The following is an 18,432-nucleotide window of genomic DNA, read 5'->3' on the forward strand; positions in this document are numbered from 1 at the left end:
TGATTGTACCGAGCTTTCGTATGAGTGGCATCGACGATAATGGCTTTACTTTTGATAATCCCCTTTTCAATGGCGATTTCTACAGTCTTATTGATCAACATATCCAAAAGGTCGATATCTTTTAAACGCAGTTTCCGAAACTTGGTCAATGAACTTGATTCAATCACAGACTCTTCAGGCGCCATTTGAAGAAAATACTTAAAAGACATGTCATATTTCGAACGTTCAACCACGTCGACATCAGACAAGTCATAGATCGACTTCAACAATAAATATTTGAACATACGAATCGGGTCGATGGCGTTTCGACCGTTATCAAGGCAATATTTATCTTTAAGCTCGTCATATAAAAAAGAGAAGTCGATCAGTTCGTTAATTTTTCGCAACAGGTTATCCTTTGGAATGACCAAATCATAAATAGCCATAAACGGACTGAAGATCATGGATTGTTGTTTTTGAATCATCGTAACCACCCGCATAAATTGATACCTTGATTATACAGAAAAAAGGTATAATCTCCTCACAAATGGAGGGATGATACCTTTTTTAGGTCAAGAGGACTTTTTCAGTGGCCTCGTGTCCTCGTACGCGGGTCTTTTGACGCGTGCATTTCATTCCTATTAATCGCTCTTGTACTTTATAAGCCAAGTTTGTATCAAGCTCAGGATAACGCTCGACGAATGTATCGATTTCCTGGATTTCCGCCTCAGCTGCAAACAGTTCTTCTGCGATGGCTTCCACTGTATCCGTCAAAATCATCCGTATCCTCCTTTTCCTACTTACTTATTTGTCGCAATCGCACTTGCTACTTCGAGAATTAAATCCTCCTGACCTCCGACCGCTTTTCGCTTTCCGAGTTCCACTAGAATATCGCGTTCATCAACACCAAATTTTTTGGCGGCAGCTTCAGTATGAAGCAAAAAGCTTGAGTATACCCCGGAATAGCCCATAATAAGACTTGAACCTGTGATCTCCTGTGGCCTTGGCATAAATTCGGCAACGACCTTATTTGCAACATCCATAACCGGATAAAGTTCGACTCCTGTTTCATACCCAAGGCGGTCCAGTACTGCAACCATGACCTCTGTCTGCGTATTTCCGCTTCCGGCTCCGAGACAACGAAGGCTTCCATCTACATATGTAGCTCCTTCTTCAATTGCCGCCATCGTATTAGCCATCGCAAGAGACAGGTTGTTATGACCATGAAATCCGATGTCACAGGACAGATTCTTCCGCATCGCACCGATTCTTTCTTTCACCTCATGAGGCAAGAGCGCTCCCGCGGAATCAACTGCATACACGACCTCTGCACCGTAGCTTTCGAATAATTGCGCCTGCTCAACAAGCTTTCCTATCGGAGCCATGTGCGCCATCATCAGAAAACCAACTGTCTTCAATCCCAATTCTCTCCCCAACTCAATATGCTGTTTCGCTACATCCGCTTCCGTCACATGCGTGGCAACGCGTACCATATCAGCCCCTGCATCTACCGCTTTCTCCAAATCCTCGCGTATACCGATACCTGGCAAAAGCAGAACGGAGATTTTTGCTTGCTTGCATTCCTCGCGTGCTGCTGAAATTAGCTTCATCTCATCAACTACAGATAATCCATATTGCAATGAGGAGCCCCCAAGTCCATCGCCATGAGAAACTTCAAAGTATTCAACACCTGCTAGGTCCAATCCGCGCGCGACGTTTCGTACTTGCTCTTCGGTGAAAGCATGTTTCATAGCATGGCTGCCATCTCGAAGGGTTACATCCACAAGGTGTAGTTTTGTATTACTTTTTTTCACTCCCTCTCCCCCTATCCTTTATCTTTAACAAGAATCGCTTGCTTCCTTGCCAGTTCCTCACCGACTTTTACGGCAGCCGCTGTCATGATATCAAGATTCTCGGAATAAGTAGGAAAGAAGTCTCCGGCACCTTCCACTTCAATAAAGACTGACAGCTTCTTTCCCTCGAAAATTGGTTCTCCCAGCAGTCGATAGCCGGGTACATATTGCTGAACAGAATGTACCATCTCTTTAATAGAAGAGATAATCTCCGCTTCTTTTCCTTCCTCTTCAATTAACGCATGAATCGTATCGCGCATCATGATCGGCGGCTCTGCCGGGTTTAAAATAATAATCGCCTTCCCCTTTTTTGCTCCACCAATCATTTCAATCCCTTTAGCCGTTGTACGGGTAAACTCGTCGATATTGGCTCTCGTTCCGGGACCTGCGCTTTTGCTGGAAACAGTGGCGATAATCTCTGCGTACGCAACCGGTACTATACGGTTGATGGCATGAACGATCGGGATCGTCGCCTGTCCTCCGCATGTAATCATATTGACGTTATTCAGCTTACCGCTTTGCTGTAAATTTACCGGTGGTACGACTAGTTCACCGATTGCGGCAGGCGTCAAATCAATTACCTTTTTGCCCGCTTCTTGAAGCCGCCGATTATGAAGCAAATGTGCCTTCGCCGTTGTCGCGTCAAAGACGATATCAGCTAGCTCCGACTCTTCCAAAAAGCCTTCAATTCCGTTATCAAATATGCGAAGTCCATGTTCTCTTGCTCTTTTTAATCCTTCCGAATGCGGATCAATCCCTATCATTGCACTGTTTTCCAACCATTCGCTCCGCTCGATTTTATACATTAAATCCGTACCGATATTTCCTGACCCGATAACCGCTACTTTTACCTTGTTCATGCCGTACCGCCTTTCTTGCTAAACGACACAGAGACAGAACCGATATGAGCAAATTCAGCTGTAAATGTATCTCCCGCTTCAATCGGAACGGCAGCTGTAAAAGCACCGGATAGAATCACTTCCCCCGCTCTTAAGGCAATCCCATATTCTCCAATGGCATTTGCAAGCCAGGCAACCGCTCGAATCGGATTTCCCATTACAGCTGCACCTGCCGCTGTATCAATTTGTCTACCATTCTTACTCATGACCATACCAATGTGTTGCAAATCCAGACGTTCAAGAGGGGTCGGGCTCCCACCAAGAATGGCACATGCCGATGACCCGTTGTCTGCGACCGTGTCTTCAAATGCAATCTTCCAATCTTGAATCCGACTATCAATAATCTCAAAGGCAGGGATGACATAATCCGTTGCATCAATGACATCAAGGGAGGAAATACCAGGTCCTTTTATATCTTTTTTTAGTATAAATGCGATCTCTACTTCTAGCTTTGACTGCAAAAATATACCGATATCCACGATTTCCCCGTCAATGTGCATCATACTATCAAGCAGATGCCCGTAATCCGGCTGAGTAACATTGAACATATCCTGCATTGCTTTGCTTGTTAAACCTATTTTTTTACCTACAATCCGTGCGCCATTCCTCGTCTTCCTCTCGATCGCAGCAAGCTGAATACGGTACGCATCCTCAACCGATATGTCCGGGTATGTTTCTGTTAGCGGACGAATAGGTACTTTCGTTTTTTCGGCGTCCATTAGCTGTTGAGCGATTTCTTCATGTAGATGTGCTGTCATTTTCTTCTCACCTCTATGTTAATGCTTTTGAAAACGATTCGACTAATTCACGGCGATGATAGAAAATTCCGGTGCCGATTTGATCCTCTGTCCATGTAATCGTCGGAAAATCTGCATACGTGATGTACCCACTGGCGAACGCTTCATTCCTGTTGCCGGACGGATCGAAGAAGTATACGGTCTGTCCGCGTGTAATGCCATGTCGTGTTGGGGTAACTTCAATATTAATTTTATTTTTGGATAAAATGTCAGCCGCCTTCAATACCTCATACCAGTTATCCACATGGAATCCTGCATGATGGAATTTATTATCAGGCCCTTTTACAAATGCAAGATCATGCGCTGTATTCGTTATCGCAAGGAAACTGCCCAACATCTGCTCCCCGTCGACCGTGATAATTTTTTCCGTTTGCCTAAAGCCTAGTACCTCTGTAAAAAAGCGTGTTACAGTTTCGATATCATTACCTGTTAGCAAGGCATGATCGAGCCGATGCGGAGCAATTCCACGCAAATTATCCGGCCACGGATCAGGATTAGTAAAACCGGTCCCTGTCCCGACAAATTCGATATCACTATAAAGTTCAACTTCGTGACCTGTCGGGATTTCAAAGCGAATCGCTTCTCCTTCAGCAATACGAGAACCGTGTGAAATACGCCATGTCTTGCAACCAAATTGTTCGACTTTACGTTCAAGCACTTCCAATTCGTACGGGCCTTTTACTTTGAATGCCATATGATCCATTCCCGGTGCATCTGCTTTTTTCAAGATGATGCTGTGATGATCGTATTCATCCCAAGCTTTTAAATACACGCGCTCATTATCCCGTGCCATTTCTTCAAGACCAATAACATTCCTGTAGTACTCTGCGGATAGTTCCAAATCCATTACACGCAATTCAATTCGGCCGATACGCAAAATGCTGTTCATGCATCTTATCCCCCTGTCCATCAAATATTTCATGCAGACGTCTAATCCATTTCAGACAAATCTCTTTATGCTGCTCCAACTCTTGTAAGAACTCGCTTTCTACTTCAACGATGGACATGTCATTGGGACGAATACGAGAAACAAACATGTGATATTGGGAATCGATCATTGCCTCCGTTTCATACACACCCGGTTTTGGAAGAGTAAAATATCTATCTATACTAACTATGGCTGTCAAGTATCCCCCGCTTTGTCCAAAAGGATAAACGGAATGAATTCTCCCCTTCGTTTCATAAAAGCTTCCAAGATATTCAGGAATGCTTCCTACTTTGCCCACTGCAAGCATCTCTCTTATTCGTGTAGAACTAATTTTTCCGTCCGCCTGATTTACTTTTGCAACAGTCGTTACATCGAACTGTCCCCGACCGTGTCCTTTTATCGTGTCCATATTGCCTTCTCCCCTACATCCATACGTAAAATCAAAACCGGCAACAACATGTTTCACATGCAAGGCGAGCAAGTAATCCTTCACAAACTGTTGCGGCGAAAGAGCCGCAAACATCGGATTAAAACGAACGACATACAAGATGTCCACCCCAAGCCGCTCAAGCTTTTCTTGTCTCATGGTAAATGGCATTAAATAGCGGACCGAATGAGCTCCGTCTGAAAGCACTTCTTTTGGATGGGGAAAGAACGTAATGACAGCCAGGTTCAAATTTCTCTGCACAGCAATTTTCTTTGCTTTTGTAATAACCGTTTGATGTCCGATATGAACGCCATCAAAAAAACCAAGCGCTGCTACACAAGGGCTTTTTTGAATAGAGCCTTCTCTTTTTTCATGGGTAATCCATACGGTTTTCACACTCATTCCCCTTCAAAGTACGTTATTGTTCTACTAGCTCTTTTTCAGGGTTAATCCAGTTATTCACGGTCCAGCCGGTAAGATCGTATTCGCTTAACGCCTGATCAACAAAGCTCTTGTATGTGTCGCTATCCCCCATCGCATCAGCAAACTTTACCATTTCTAATCGAATGTTTTCCGTGTTGCCGCCATAGTTGATTTCATACAGCTCATGACGCCCTCCAAATTCCGTACCAACCGCATCCCAAATCATTTTGTACAGCTTCACACGTTCTTCTGCTTCAACCCCTGAGCCACGGTAATACTTATCTAAATACGGACGGAGTTCTGGATTCATGAAGTCCTCTGCGCTTGAAGGCAATTGTATTAAGCCGCCTGCAATCACTTGTTCAAAAATATTTTTTATTTTCGGCCATACGAATGGGGCAAGTGCACGATAGGTAGCTCCGTATTTCAAATTTGGCATAACCGTCCCGTTCCATCCTGGCATCGGATCGGTAGCCATTGAAGTAGAGAGCGACCAGAAAAGATTACGCCATGCAATTACTTCTCCGATATTAGCTTGAACACCTCGGAATTGATTCGTTCCCGCCTGTTCCGTCGCCTTAAGCAGCAGTCCTGCCATAAAGTCCAATTTAACAGCAAAACGGGTACAGCCCTGAAATGTAAAACGGTTAATAAAGCCGGTTTCCACAAAAAACTTGTTCGTCACATCAACGTTTTTATAAGCCAATACATTTTCCCACGGAACAAACACGTTATCGAGAACGATTACCGCATCGTTTTCATCGAAACGACTCGATAGCGGATAATTAAACGGAGAGCCTGCACGTGAAGCTTGCAATTCAAACGATTGGCGGCTAATCATCTTCACTCCAGGCGCATCCATCGCTACAAAGAAAATTAATGCATGGCTTTGGTCTCCATCACCCAAATCCGTCGGTCCATAATTGGAGACGAAATTATAATGAGTAAGTGCAGCAGACGTTCCAACCATTTTGGCACCGCTTACAACAATTCCATCATCACGTTCGGCAATTGCGCGTACAAATACATCCTTGTTTTCATGCAGTGATTTTGAACGATCAACCTGTGGATTAATGATTGTGTGATTAATGAACGGAAGCTCTTTGCCTGCTTTTTCATACCAGTGCCTCGCGTTCGCTTCAAAGCCTTGATAATAATCAGAATATGCGTTCAATTGAGCGGTAAAGGATGCCTTGTAATCAGGGGATCTTCCCATAAAGCCATAGCTTAACTTTGCCCACTCGGCAATGGCGTCCCTTGCTTCCAATAAATCCTGTACGCTTTTTGCTTCTTTAAAAAACTTATGCGTTGTATATCCTTGCTCTGTTTTTGTCGTCAGCACGGATGCTTTATTCGGATCATGTATTGCATCGTACAGTCTGGCAATGGAACGGACGGAATTGCGATAGGCAGGATGTGTGGTTACATCGTCGATTTTTTCTCCATTTAAATAAATGGTTCGGTTATCTTTTAAGCTTTCGATGTATTCTTTTCCATTCATCAATTTTCATCTACCTCCAGCTCAGCTCTTTATTTTGGCTATACATGCATGATGTGTATATGTAAATCGTAATGGATGTTTGAGAAACAAACTACGACATGACATGACTGAATTTTTATTATTTTCTGTATATTTATGTTGGTAATAATAAATTGATTTTTAATGAACGTTTGTACAAGCATATAAAATACAAACCGAAAATCATCCTGTAAAGATGTATTTTTTCGAGGTGTAAGAAATTCTTAACTTGATGGATATATTGTTGGACCTTTAGTAAGAATTAAATGTAATAGTAAGGAAGTTTTATCTAGAAGCGAAAAAGGAATAATTATCCAACTGAAAATCGTTCTATTTATTTCATTGTTCATACAATAGTTTGAAATATGGACCTATTTATCATGTTTCTGATTTATTTTCTTGGCTATTGTTGTTATCATCGTAAGCAAGTTAAATATCATATATATAATATTTGGTGTTTACTCCAGTTTTATAGCATTAATTTCTTATGTTTTAAGAAAGACAAACAATAAAAATGTGTAAGGAGAAATTGTTTTGAAAAAGAAAATGCTCGCTACAGGAATACTTGCTGCTGTCACGATGATATCCGCTTCACTGCCCTCCGCTTTCGCTGCTGAAGCTGCAGTGCCGAAAAAACAAATACTGCCGAACAAGTTCTATGCTGAGTCGACGGCTACGATTACAAAAGACGACGTAACAAAAATTTTCAAAGTGAAAGAATGGCACTTCTCTCACGATAAAAAATTCCGTCTTGAACTGACTGGTGATAATGATGATGTACGCTATATCGTTAATGATGGAAAACAAATTACATATTACAAGAAAGGTTCTAACATTGCCTTGGTTACCTCTGTCAAAGAAGGTCATTCTTCTCTGGACAAGCAAATTAGTGAACTGTTTAAGGGCGTAAAGAAGCTCGACGATTATACGAAAAAAGGGGAAGAAATAGTCGACGGTAAAAAAGTATACCACTTCACAACTGAAAAAGCGGAAAATAAACTAAACGCTTCCAATGTGTGGGTTGATGAAGAAACTGGACTTATCACTAAAGAAATCATCACCTATGGCAAGAATAATCAAGCTAAAGTTGTATACAGCGAAATCCAAGAAAAGCCACAATTCGAGAAATCTACTTTTGATTTAGATTTACCCGATAATGTAAAAATTAAAGAAATCGACATTACGAACTTGTAAATCACTGATTTGTTATGTGTTCTGTTTCTTTTCTCTTTGATTTCGAACTGGTTGTGAAAAACAAGAAATTTCCTATAAGAAAAGCGAATGTTCGCTTCATCAAACCTCTCTTTTACGATAAAAAAAGCGTAGCAAGGCTTAAAAACCTTTCTACGCTTTTCATTTAAAAGCTATCATCTTTTCGCTCTCTTCTCTCTCACTATCCTACAAAGACTAAACGCTCAAACGTTGTGCTTATGGAGTGTATGCTCTTTTGCCAACAAATCCCGATATGTCTCTCTTTCCACAACAATCGTTGATTTTCCCTCTTTAACAAATACAATAGGAGGACGTGGAATTCGGTTATAATTACTTGCCATCGAATAACCGTAAGCACCCGTGCAAAATACAGCTAATAAATCGCCGAATTGCACTTTAGGAACATGTATACCTTTTATTAAAATATCTCCTGACTCGCAGCATTTCCCTGCTATATCTACTGTTTCCTCATTTAGATGAGCGGCTTTATTGGCTACTATGGCTTCATATTTTGCTTGATAGAGGGCAGGACGCACATTATCTGTCATCCCTCCATCTACAGAAACATATTTACAAATCCCTGGTATTTCTTTAATCGCTCCGACTGTATATAGTGTCGTACCAGCCTCTCCTACAATGCTTCTCCCTGGTTCAACCCAAATTTCAGGTACTGGATAATCGATATTGTGAAAGAATTCTTTTACCGCAGACACGATCGCCTGAATGTATCCTTCTTCCGAAAGTGGCGTGTCTCCTACATGATACCGGATTCCGAATCCTCCTCCCACATTAAGAACTTCCGCAGTAAAAGAGAGTGACGAACGGAGCGTATCCAGGAATTTGACCATGATTGCTATCGTAGACTCAAATTTTTTTGCGTCTAGTATTTGTGAACCAATATGTGAATGAAGGCCAAGCAAATGAATAGACGATAGATTTAGCGCCCTATTCACCGCTTCATACGCTTGATTCGTATCCAAATCAAACCCAAATTTTGAATCCTGGCGACCCGTAGATATGTAATGATGGGTACCCGATTCAATCCCTGGTGTAATCCTTAGGAGAATCGGGACAATTTTCCGGTGTTTTTTCGCCAGGCGATCCAGCATAGATAATTCACAAAAATTATCCACCACAAAACATCCAATATCTGATCCTAACGCAAATTCAATTTCTTCCTCGGATTTATTATTTCCGTGAAAATGGATACGTTTGGAGGGAAAACCGGCTGAAAGAGCCGTATAAAGTTCCCCGCCAGAAACAACATCTAAATGCAAACCTTCCTCATGAATGATTTGACAGACAGCCTTGATACTTAAAGCTTTGCTCGCATACGCTATCTTAAAAGGCATTTCGGTTTTTTCAAAAGCCCGCATATACCGACGACACTTTTCACGGATGAGCCATTCATCATATATATATAAAGGCGTACCATACTGCTCCGCTAGCTGTACGCAGTCACATCCCCCAATCTCTAAGTGACCCAAAGAATTAATACGCGATGTTCCAGTCAGATACAACATATTCCCCCCTCTTGATTGTAAGGCATACGCTTCATTACAAAACTTTGCTTAAAAAACGTTGTGTTCTTTCATGGGAAGGCTGCTGAAATATTTGATCTGGCGGCCCCTCTTCAATGATATTTCCATTGTGCATAACAACAACACGGTCAGCCATCTCTCGGGCAAACCCCATTTCATGTGTAACTACCACCATCGTCATTCCTTCCATAGCTAAATCCTTCATGACGGACAATACCTCTCCAACCAATTCGGGATCTAATGCTGATGTCGGTTCATCAAACAACATAATATCTGGTTTCATGGCCAACGCTCTAGCAATTGCTACCCTTTGCTTTTGTCCTCCTGATAATTGATCAGGATATGCATTTTCTTTATCAAGCAATCCAACTTTTATGAGAAGTTGCCGGGCGTGTTCAATCGCCTGTTTTTTATTGACTTTCTTCACATGGATCGGGGCTTCAATAATATTTTCAAGAACCGTCATATGAGGAAATAAATTAAAATGTTGAAAAACCATCCCTACTTGTTCACGAATATGGTTTACATTTTCTTTTTTCGGATCAATTTTTTTGCCGGAAATAGTAATGGTGCCACCATCAATAATTTCCAAAAAATTCAGACATCTGAGAAGCGTGCTTTTTCCCGAACCACTGGCGCCTATGAGAACCACTACCTCACTTTTTGCCACCTCTATACTGCAGTCTTTTAGTACATGCAGATTGCCGAAGGATTTATTTACATTCTTTACTTCAATCATCGTTTCCTTCATGAACTTACGGCCCCTTTCCCTACATCTAGTCGACGTTCTACTTTATAAAGAATAAATGTAAAGAAAAGAACTAATATCAAATAATAGAGACCTGCAATGCTATAAGCCTCAAACTGTAGGAAGGTTCGGGCCGCTGTAGATTGAGAGGCTAAGTACAGTTCATTATAGCCGATTAATCCTACGAGCGAAGAATCTTTTAGACCGATAATAAACTGATTTCCCAATGGAGGGATCGCTCTCTTAAATGCCTGGGGCATAATGATTCTTCGCATGGCTAAAGAATACTTCATACCGAGTGAGCGTGCCGCTTCCATCTGTCCCTTATCGATCGATTGGATGGTGCCACGGAATATTTCTGCAATATAAGCTCCATTATGAATCGCAAGCGCTAATGATCCAGCCCAAAAGTCACTTAACATGATAATTTTTGTAATTCCAAAGTAAAGAACCATAATTTGTAGAATCAGTGGGGTTCCACGAATCACAATAATGTAAACCTTTGCTATACCTACCAGAATTTTAGAGTGGGAAATGCGGAAAAAAGCAAAAGCTAAGCCAATTATAATGGCAATGACCAGAGAGGTTGCTGTCATCTGAACAGTAAACCAAGCCGCCTTTAAAAAGCCGAACCATGTTTCTGAAAGCAATTGTAAAAATGGCTCCATGATTCCATTTCCTCCTCACTTGATTAGTTCGAAGTAGCTAACATGTCCTTATTAAACCATTTCTTACTAATCTCCAAATATGTTCCATCCGCTCTCATTTCCTCCAGCGCCTTATTTATCGCTTCTACTAATTCCTTGTTTCCTTTTTGTACAGGGATTCCGCATTTATCTACGTATACTGGTTGCCCTACTGCTTTCACAGGAATATTGCTTTCCTGAATCGCATGCTGTCCTACACCGAGGTCTGTAATGACAGCGTCGACCCGTCCTTCATTTTTCAACTCTTGCAGTGCAAAAATATCGGTTTCATATTCCCTTACTTTTCCGTTCGGACCTACCAGTTCCTGAGCAAAATCTTTGTACGTAGAAGCAGTAACGACTCCAACTACTTTTCCTTGTAAATCCTCTTTCCCCTTTATACCGGATGAATTGTTTTCATTTACGAATATAACCGCTTGAGAGAGGAAATATGGTTGCGAGAAGTCAACTTGCTTCGCACGCTCTTCAGTAATAGACATTCCACCAATGATTGCATCATATTTCCCTGCCTTAAGCCCTTGTAGAATCGAACCCCATGTAGTCTGAACCGGTACGGGTTGCAGCCCAAGTCTCTTGGCTACCTCATTTGCAATATCCACATCAAATCCAATCAGAGTGTTATTTTGGTCCGTATAATTATAAGGCTTCGCCATTCCACTCAGCGCAAACGTTAGTTTTCCTTCTGTTATCGTTTTGTATTTATTAGAATGTTCAGAATCACTTTTCGAAGTTGTATCTATCATCGAACTACACCCAAATAAAAACATGGACAAAAACAAGAGTAGCCCTATTCCCATTGACAGCTTCTTCATCGTTTGTTCCCCCTATTTTTTTGAAATTGCATACTCAAAAACTACCAAACCAATTTTTCCCAATGCTTGTTTAGCTTGTAAAGAATTCCCTCCCTTTGACAAAGCTGATATTGTAAATGTTCTTTGTCCTGTATATAAAATCCCTATATCATGCTGCCTATCATCATCCCATCCTGATTTGCTTGCAAACTCCCATCCAGGGGGGCTTCCGATTAGATTGGCTTGATGTGAAGGCAACATAGATGATAAGCCATTGCAGATTTGCTGCTTTTTTAGAATTTGAATCATCTGTTCACAAGCATGCCGTGAACGAAATGTTCCTGTGGCAAGCTTTTTCAATAAAGTAGATGCATCATCGGCTGTTATTACGTTCTTACTTTCTATGTGAACAGGGTAAATCATCATTTTGCGATGAAACTGGCTTTTTTCCATTCCTAACTCTTCCAGAGTTTCCTGAATACATTCCATTCCTACAAGATCAATTACTATGTTAGTTGCTGTGTTATCACTTTGTATAATCATTAAAGTAATTAAATCATATATAGTTAACTGAACCCCTGGAGTTAGATGCTGAAGAACCCCTGTTCCGCCCACCATGTCTTCTTTCTTCAAACATACATAATCATGTAAGTGAAACTGCTTTTTTTCTACAGCTGCAAAGGCAGCAGCCATAACGGGAACTTTTATGATGCTTTCAGCAAGAAAAGACTCCTGTGTATTCCATTCCCATCGCTTATCCTCATCCAAATCTTCAATCACAATCCCCCATGTTCCGCAGGTCTCCTCTATAAGTCGTGAAATGTAAGCATCTAATTGCTTCATACTCTTTCTCCTTTTTTACTTAGGTTAACTGTCTACGTATGACCTTTCCTGCTGTAGCGCCTGTAAAGCACCCATCTTTCACGACCCAAGCTCCATTAACCAAAACATGCTCAATGCCAACGCACTCTTGTAAAGGCTCATGATAAGTCGCTCGATCCAAAACAGTATTCGGGTTAAAAACAACAATGTCCGCTTGATATCCTTCACGAATCAGCCCCCTGTCTGGCAAACGCAAAAGCTGGGCTGGCGCATGGGTCATTCTTCGGACAGCTTCCCAAATAGGAAACACCTTTTTCTCTCTTGCATAATGCCCTAATACCCTTGGAAAAGAACCATATAGGCGAGGATGTGGTTTCCCTCCAAATACGCCATCCGAGCCAACCATTTGTAAAGGGTGTTGCATTGCCTTAATTACGTCTTCGTCTTCCCCCCAATGGATGATCATAGTGATAGCTGCCTCTTCTTCAATTAATAAATCCATTGCTGTATCGTCAGGACTTTTCCCCCATAACTTGGCAATTTCCGCCACACTTTTCCCCTGAATTTCCCGGTTTTTTTCTGATGCTACGGAGGCGATAACGATATTTTCCCATCCATTATTTTTTACTGTGTTATCGTACTCTCCATTATTCGCCATGTCCCATTTAATCTTTTCACGTGTTTGGGGATTTTGGAGTCGTGCTAACATGTCTTCCGTTCCTCCATCGTGCATCCATGGTGGAAGAACAGCATGAAAAACGGTAGAAGCGGCCGTATAAGGATATTGATCAAACGTTACTTCAACTCCCTCTGCACGTGCAGCATCCAATTTTTCTAGTGCTACCGAAAACTTATCACGGTTCACATTCCCACAAACTTTAAAGTGGGAGACATGGAGTCGCACTCCTGACATTCGTGCCACATCAATCACTTCATCTAACGCTTCAAGTGATTGATTACTTTCATTTCGGATATGTACCATAAAACAACCATCATACTTGGCTGCACTTTTACAAATTTCACTTAATTCCTCTTTATCGGCATACACACAAGGCGGATATTGAATGCCGGAGGAAACTCCAAATGCTCCTTGCTTCATCCCTTCCTCAACAAGTTCTCCCATCAGACGTATTTCATCGACCTTTGCCGCGCGTCCCTCAAATCCCATTACGAGCGTTCGGACGGCTCCATGCGGAATAAGATATGTAGCATTTCCCACCATTTTCATCTGATCCAGATAGCCTAAATATTCCTCCACCGTATTCCATGGCCAGCTTCCTATATCACCATTTAATCCTTTCAACTGTTTTTGCCATAACGGTTTTGTACTCTCAGAAATAGGAGCAACGGATATACCGTCTTGTCCAAATACCTCTGTTGTAATGCCCTGTAAAGCACGAATATAATGCACCTGCGGTTTCATGCACCATAAGTCAGAATGGGAATGCGGATCAATAAAGCCCGGGGAAACTACTAATCCGCCAGCATCTATTTCATATCTTCCTTTCTCCTCGATCCCTTTTTTTATCCTTCTTATTCTTCCATTAGAAACGCCAATATCTAACCTTGTCCACGGATTCCCACTTCCATCACATACCATGCCATTTCGAATCACAAAGTCAAACACTGTCATCTTCCTCTCCTTTAACAACATATTCAACTTTTCCTTATGAATTTTGTACAGTATCCGGTATCAACTCTACATTAATGTTGTACAATTGCCTCGGCCTCCCCCTGCTTACAGGTTGTTCTTCACCTACTATCACAGCTAAATTTCCTTGCTCCAGTTTGCTCAGGATTCTCCGCGCACTTCGCAATGTAATCCCAAATGCGTGAGACAAATCTAATGCTGAAATTCTATACTTCCCGTAATTCTGACAGAAGGAAATGATTTTATTTAATGTTCCCACACTTAATCCAATGTTGCGGGCTAGCTTTATTAAGTCCGGGTTATCCGAGCGAATGGAATACCGAATTTGATAATTATTCCCTAATGGCCCTAAGACCTCCCCATCGTGCATCATGACATAACAACTTCCTATACCTTGAGACTTCGCTTTTGACAATGCTTCCCTAGCCTTTCTTTCAGCTTCATTAGCAGACCTGCCAAACCCAATCCCAATATTTGCTTTTAAATGTAACCGATTCACAATTTCATCCAATAAGGGATATTCTCTAAAGTTATGGGTCGATTTCTCAATGACCCCATGCGTAGTAACAAAAGTAATCTCATCTCGATCCGACCAGTTAATAAGCGCTTGTATCTCTTCACTGTAGTCGATTAAAACTTGTTGCAACCCGAGTTTTTTGCGTTGAACTTCGTACTCCGCAGAACTTTGTCTCATAGAAAAGTCGTCAATCCAGATGATGCCAATGGCAAGTTGGGTCCCGCTTAGTTGAGAACTTTTCCCTTCTAGTTGAACTCTTTGTAAACATTCTCTAATAGTAGACCTGGTAGGGATAATCCTGTAGCAAGGTACACCTAAAGAGACTAATTGGTTGTATACGGAAGCTACACAAGTGAGTACAACCTCTACTTGTTTTCTTTTCCATAAATCATAATGAAACATCATGATATCAGTGGATGTAAGGTTTATTTGATATTCTTTTATAAACAACTGCTCAACCGATATTTCTAGCTCATGAAGTCTATCCAAAATTTCTTCTTTTTTTAAAATATCAATGCTAAATCTAATGCCATGGTCTTTTTCTTTGTATCTGTTATCACGAAGCATTTGAAAAAAGGCACGATATAGGCTGGTCCCTGTGTGGGGAAGGTAGATCATCGGCTTTTGAATTTCTACCTGTTCGCGGGTAATCTGGTATGGAATAGGTCCAGCAAATAAAAATACATCAGTCGTTTCTTTATTTTGGTGTACAAGTTCCAGCGTTTGATTTATGTCCTGGTAACTACACGTTTTTATGTTCAACTCAGGGAAATGTTGAGCTTCGCTTACAATTTCTGACACAAAGTCAAATGGCGTAAATAAGGTAACCTGAATCTTCATGTATCTCCCTTTCCATCTAAAATTGACTAATTATTCTTATTATTTATAGTATGCACATATGTAAATAAGGTCAATTTCCGTTAATAGACCTTATTTAATCGTGCGATAAACCTTATATGATAGATTGGCTTTTGTATTGATATTCCAGGTAATATAAGACAAAAAAGATGCAGGCAAGAATGCGCTGCATCTTATATATTAAGGACCTGTCTATTACTACAATGAGTATAGTGCTCGAAAAAACAAAGGCAAGGCATGCAATGATTATGTTTTTTAATGGTAAGACTGCCAAAAGGCTCCCCCTGTATCAATAATATCCATAATTTCGCTATATGGAATACGGAAGGTTGGAAATCCGGCCGCATAGGGAGCGATTTCATACGGATAGAAATAAATGTACAGTGCATCACTATCCACATAGAAAGGCTGATCAGGCTTGATTCCCTTATACTGATCTAGCCATACATAGGAATATTTCTCGTTCGTCTTAATTTGTTTTTCAATAATAGCACTTAGTACCGCTACATAATCAACGTCTCTTCTGAACAAATCTTTCAGCTCGTAAAACCGGCCGCTCACTATATCGACGTGAGGATAGATTTCCGTTGGCATGCCATGAGCTGCGCCGAATGGATAATTGTAAGCAGCAAGCTTGAGCACAAGTAAATGCTTCCTAAAAAATGGACCGTCAAAATCGCCGAAATAATTATAATCAAGCTGTATGTCAGCGGGAATATCCTTTACCTCTGACAGCTTCTTCAGCTGCGCATTGACAGATGCCTGAATGTTTTTATCCGTTATTCCCGATACTTGTGGATAATAGACGAGATAGTCCTTATTCGGTTTGTATTTTTTCTCCTGTACCTCGTACGTTCCTCCTAGAGGGATTACCGTATTCTCTCTCCATACCGTCTCTCCCGCTTTATTCAAATACGAAATCCTCTGATCAACGTTCGCCTTAATCACTTCTCCTTCCAGAGACAATGTTCCCATACCGGCGACAACTGGCCACCCGCTTGCCCTCCGCCCGCTCGTATTTATAAAAAATGTATTGGTATCATCATAGGCAGAGGCTAGCCCTTCTTTATAAGGCAGAACACCTCTATATATAAAGTTGGTAAGCTGATTTCCATTCGTGTCGTAAATAGCATACTTTGAGCCAACAAACGGTTTATCCTCATCTACTGGTATGCCGACAGCAAACCGTTCCTCGCCTAACTCTTCGATATCGTTGTATTGCGGCTTGATGATAAACGTACCCGCTTTATCGATCACACCATACCGGTTATGGTAATCTTCCGCAACATTTACAATCGCTCTTCCTTTCTGAAAGGGCTGTACCCCCGTATAGCTAGGAGGAAGCACAACCTGGCCGCTTTTATTGATAAAACCGTACTTTCCTTGCTCCGTTTCTTGAAATGCCAATAGTCCGTCTCCTAGAGTGCCAACAAAAGCATACGGATAGCGTTCTTCGATCCCCCCTTTTTTATTAAGTAAGGCATACTCACCCTCTTTTACTTTTACAACGGCATATCCTCCTTGGAAATCATTCGCATACGTATAGATTGCCGGAATAACCTCCCGTCCCTCCACATCCAAATAGCCGTATTGCATCCTCTGATTTTGAAATACGGCTCTTCCTTCCTGAAATGAAGAGATATATGCATACGGCTTGGCGGTAATTTCCCGACCCTGCTGATCGATTACCCTTGATCCAGATTTATCCTGTACGATGGCCAGCCCTTCGGAGAACGGCTGAATGAAGTCATATTTCGGCCTTACAATAAATTTCCCTGCTTCATTAATTATCCCGGAACCTTCTTCCTTCTCTACGATAGCCAGCTTATTCTCTTGAAAAGGGTAGGCATAGCTATATTCCGGTGGGATAATAAAATTTCCCATGGAATTGATGTACCCCCACTTCGTCCCTCCGACTTCCTTAATTCGAGCCGGATACAATGACACGTTCCTCATCCTGCTTTTTGATAGTGCTTGTTCTTTTAAAGCAAGCAGTTCTTTTTCTGAAGGATAGGAAGAATGCAGGGCAAGAGCAGCATCAACAGCTTGCAAGGCCCGCCTTGGCATACCTGCCTTAAGCCACGCATCGGCGAGGTAATACCAATAAAATGCCGCCTGCGGCTCTTCTTTTACTCTTTCTTCATAATAAGCGGCAACCTTCTTAAAATAGTATGGATATACATCAGGTGCCGAGATCAGCTTTCCGTCTTCCCAACGGTAGACATCTACCCGATACGCTTCTCCTGTATCGTGCTGCCATAACGCGATTTCAGCTTTTCCATCCTTCCCATTCTTTCCGGGCATATCCTCCACTTCAATCCGACTATAATACACCCCGCCGACTACTTTGTTGAGCACTTCGTCCGTATACGTAAAAATGTTGAGCTCGGACCAGATTGCTCCTGTCTGCCAACCGATGAGCAAATCCATAGCTTTATCACCTGTTACCAGAGCTGTATTTAAGTACGTAATATCATAGCCTGGTCCTTTTATTGTTGCTGCTTTATACCAGGTATGATTGTAATGTTTTATAATCATTACATATGGCTGACCTTCCCATTTATACCCTGCTATAATTTCTGGAATACCATCGCCATCCATATCAGCTACACAAACAGCCGCTTTTCGGTAAGGTTCCGCTACTACACTTAGCTTGGCGCCTGGAGGTAGATACCTCCTCACTAAAGCCATGATGCTAGCGTCCATCTCTTTCCCACCTCTCAGATTCTTTCTCTTATTCCTATGTCGATGATGATTGTT

Annotated in this window: 17 protein-coding genes; 1 reads left to right on the forward strand and 16 read right to left on the reverse strand. The window is 41.6% G+C overall.

The features are described 5' to 3' along the window. The 8 genes from AF333_RS20510 to AF333_RS20545 all read right to left on the reverse strand — a co-directional run. Positions 1-464 (reverse strand): transposase (locus tag AF333_RS20510; RefSeq protein ID WP_053432730.1); only part of this gene is annotated, 464 nt, incomplete at its 3' end. An 82-nt stretch (positions 465-546) separates the two neighbouring features. Next, on the reverse strand, positions 547-759 hold the full coding sequence (locus AF333_RS20515; RefSeq protein ID WP_043067031.1) for a hypothetical protein: 213 nt from the start codon (positions 757-759) through the stop codon (positions 547-549). 20 nt (positions 760-779) lie between these two features. Continuing rightward, positions 780-1,793: a 4-hydroxy-2-oxovalerate aldolase gene (dmpG, locus tag AF333_RS20520; RefSeq protein ID WP_074715512.1), complete on the reverse strand. Its 1,014-nt coding sequence runs from the start codon at positions 1,791-1,793 to the stop codon at positions 780-782. 11 nt (positions 1,794-1,804) lie between these two features. After that, entirely contained in the window at positions 1,805-2,692 is an 888-nt protein-coding gene (locus AF333_RS20525) for an acetaldehyde dehydrogenase (acetylating) (protein ID WP_043067032.1), read from the reverse strand. Next, entirely contained in the window at positions 2,689-3,489 is an 801-nt protein-coding gene (locus tag AF333_RS20530; RefSeq protein WP_043067033.1) for a 2-keto-4-pentenoate hydratase, read from the reverse strand. Before AF333_RS20530 ends, AF333_RS20525 begins: the two co-directional genes overlap by 4 nt. A gap of 13 nt (positions 3,490-3,502) precedes the next feature. Further along, positions 3,503-4,417, reverse strand: a complete 915-nt coding sequence (locus AF333_RS20535; protein ID WP_043067034.1) for a catechol 2,3-dioxygenase — start codon at positions 4,415-4,417, stop codon at positions 3,503-3,505. After that, the gene (locus AF333_RS20540; RefSeq protein ID WP_052812179.1) at positions 4,386-5,279 is read right to left on the reverse strand and encodes a hypothetical protein; all 894 of its coding nucleotides are present in this window, start codon (positions 5,277-5,279) and stop codon (positions 4,386-4,388) included. Before AF333_RS20540 ends, AF333_RS20535 begins: the two co-directional genes overlap by 32 nt. Before the next feature lie 22 nt (positions 5,280-5,301). Beyond that, the gene (locus AF333_RS20545) at positions 5,302-6,807 is read right to left on the reverse strand and encodes a 4-hydroxyphenylacetate 3-hydroxylase family protein (protein ID WP_407638657.1); all 1,506 of its coding nucleotides are present in this window, start codon (positions 6,805-6,807) and stop codon (positions 5,302-5,304) included. Between the two features lie 552 nt (positions 6,808-7,359). On the opposite strand from AF333_RS20545, the gene AF333_RS20550 reads away from it, so the two are divergent. Next, positions 7,360-8,019 carry a LolA family protein gene (locus AF333_RS20550; protein ID WP_043067036.1) on the forward strand — a complete coding sequence of 220 codons (660 nt, stop codon included), beginning with the start codon at positions 7,360-7,362 and terminating at the stop codon, positions 8,017-8,019. Positions 8,020-8,240: 221 nt separating this feature from the next. On the opposite strand, the gene lysA is transcribed toward AF333_RS20550, so the two are convergent. The 8 genes from lysA to AF333_RS20590 form a co-directional block, all read right to left on the reverse strand. Then, positions 8,241-9,557 (reverse strand): diaminopimelate decarboxylase, encoded by a 1,317-nt coding sequence (lysA, locus tag AF333_RS20555; protein ID WP_043067054.1) that lies wholly within the window; start codon positions 9,555-9,557, stop codon positions 8,241-8,243. A 37-nt stretch (positions 9,558-9,594) separates the two neighbouring features. Then, positions 9,595-10,317 carry an amino acid ABC transporter ATP-binding protein gene (locus AF333_RS20560; RefSeq protein ID WP_152643733.1) on the reverse strand — a complete coding sequence of 241 codons (723 nt, stop codon included), beginning with the start codon at positions 10,315-10,317 and terminating at the stop codon, positions 9,595-9,597. Between the two features lie 8 nt (positions 10,318-10,325). Continuing rightward, the gene (locus AF333_RS20565) at positions 10,326-10,994 is read right to left on the reverse strand and encodes an amino acid ABC transporter permease (protein WP_043067038.1); all 669 of its coding nucleotides are present in this window, start codon (positions 10,992-10,994) and stop codon (positions 10,326-10,328) included. Positions 10,995-11,017: 23 nt separating this feature from the next. Beyond that, positions 11,018-11,845 (reverse strand): ABC transporter substrate-binding protein, encoded by an 828-nt coding sequence (locus tag AF333_RS20570; protein WP_043067039.1) that lies wholly within the window; start codon positions 11,843-11,845, stop codon positions 11,018-11,020. Between the two features lie 12 nt (positions 11,846-11,857). Then, positions 11,858-12,667: a serine hydrolase gene (locus tag AF333_RS20575; protein WP_043067040.1), complete on the reverse strand. Its 810-nt coding sequence runs from the start codon at positions 12,665-12,667 to the stop codon at positions 11,858-11,860. Positions 12,668-12,686: 19 nt separating this feature from the next. Beyond that, positions 12,687-14,279, reverse strand: a complete 1,593-nt coding sequence (locus AF333_RS20580) for an N-acyl-D-amino-acid deacylase family protein (RefSeq protein ID WP_043067041.1) — start codon at positions 14,277-14,279, stop codon at positions 12,687-12,689. Positions 14,280-14,313: 34 nt separating this feature from the next. Further along, positions 14,314-15,654: a hypothetical protein gene (locus AF333_RS20585; protein ID WP_043067042.1), complete on the reverse strand. Its 1,341-nt coding sequence runs from the start codon at positions 15,652-15,654 to the stop codon at positions 14,314-14,316. 273 nt (positions 15,655-15,927) lie between these two features. Continuing rightward, positions 15,928-18,378, reverse strand: coding sequence for a WG repeat-containing protein (locus tag AF333_RS20590; RefSeq protein ID WP_043067043.1), 2,451 nt, complete (start codon positions 18,376-18,378; stop codon positions 15,928-15,930). Between the last annotated feature and the right edge of the window lie 54 nt (positions 18,379-18,432).

The sequence above is a fragment of the Aneurinibacillus migulanus genome (assembly GCF_001274715.1).
GTDB classification, from domain to species: Bacteria; Bacillota; Bacilli; order Aneurinibacillales; family Aneurinibacillaceae; genus Aneurinibacillus; species Aneurinibacillus migulanus.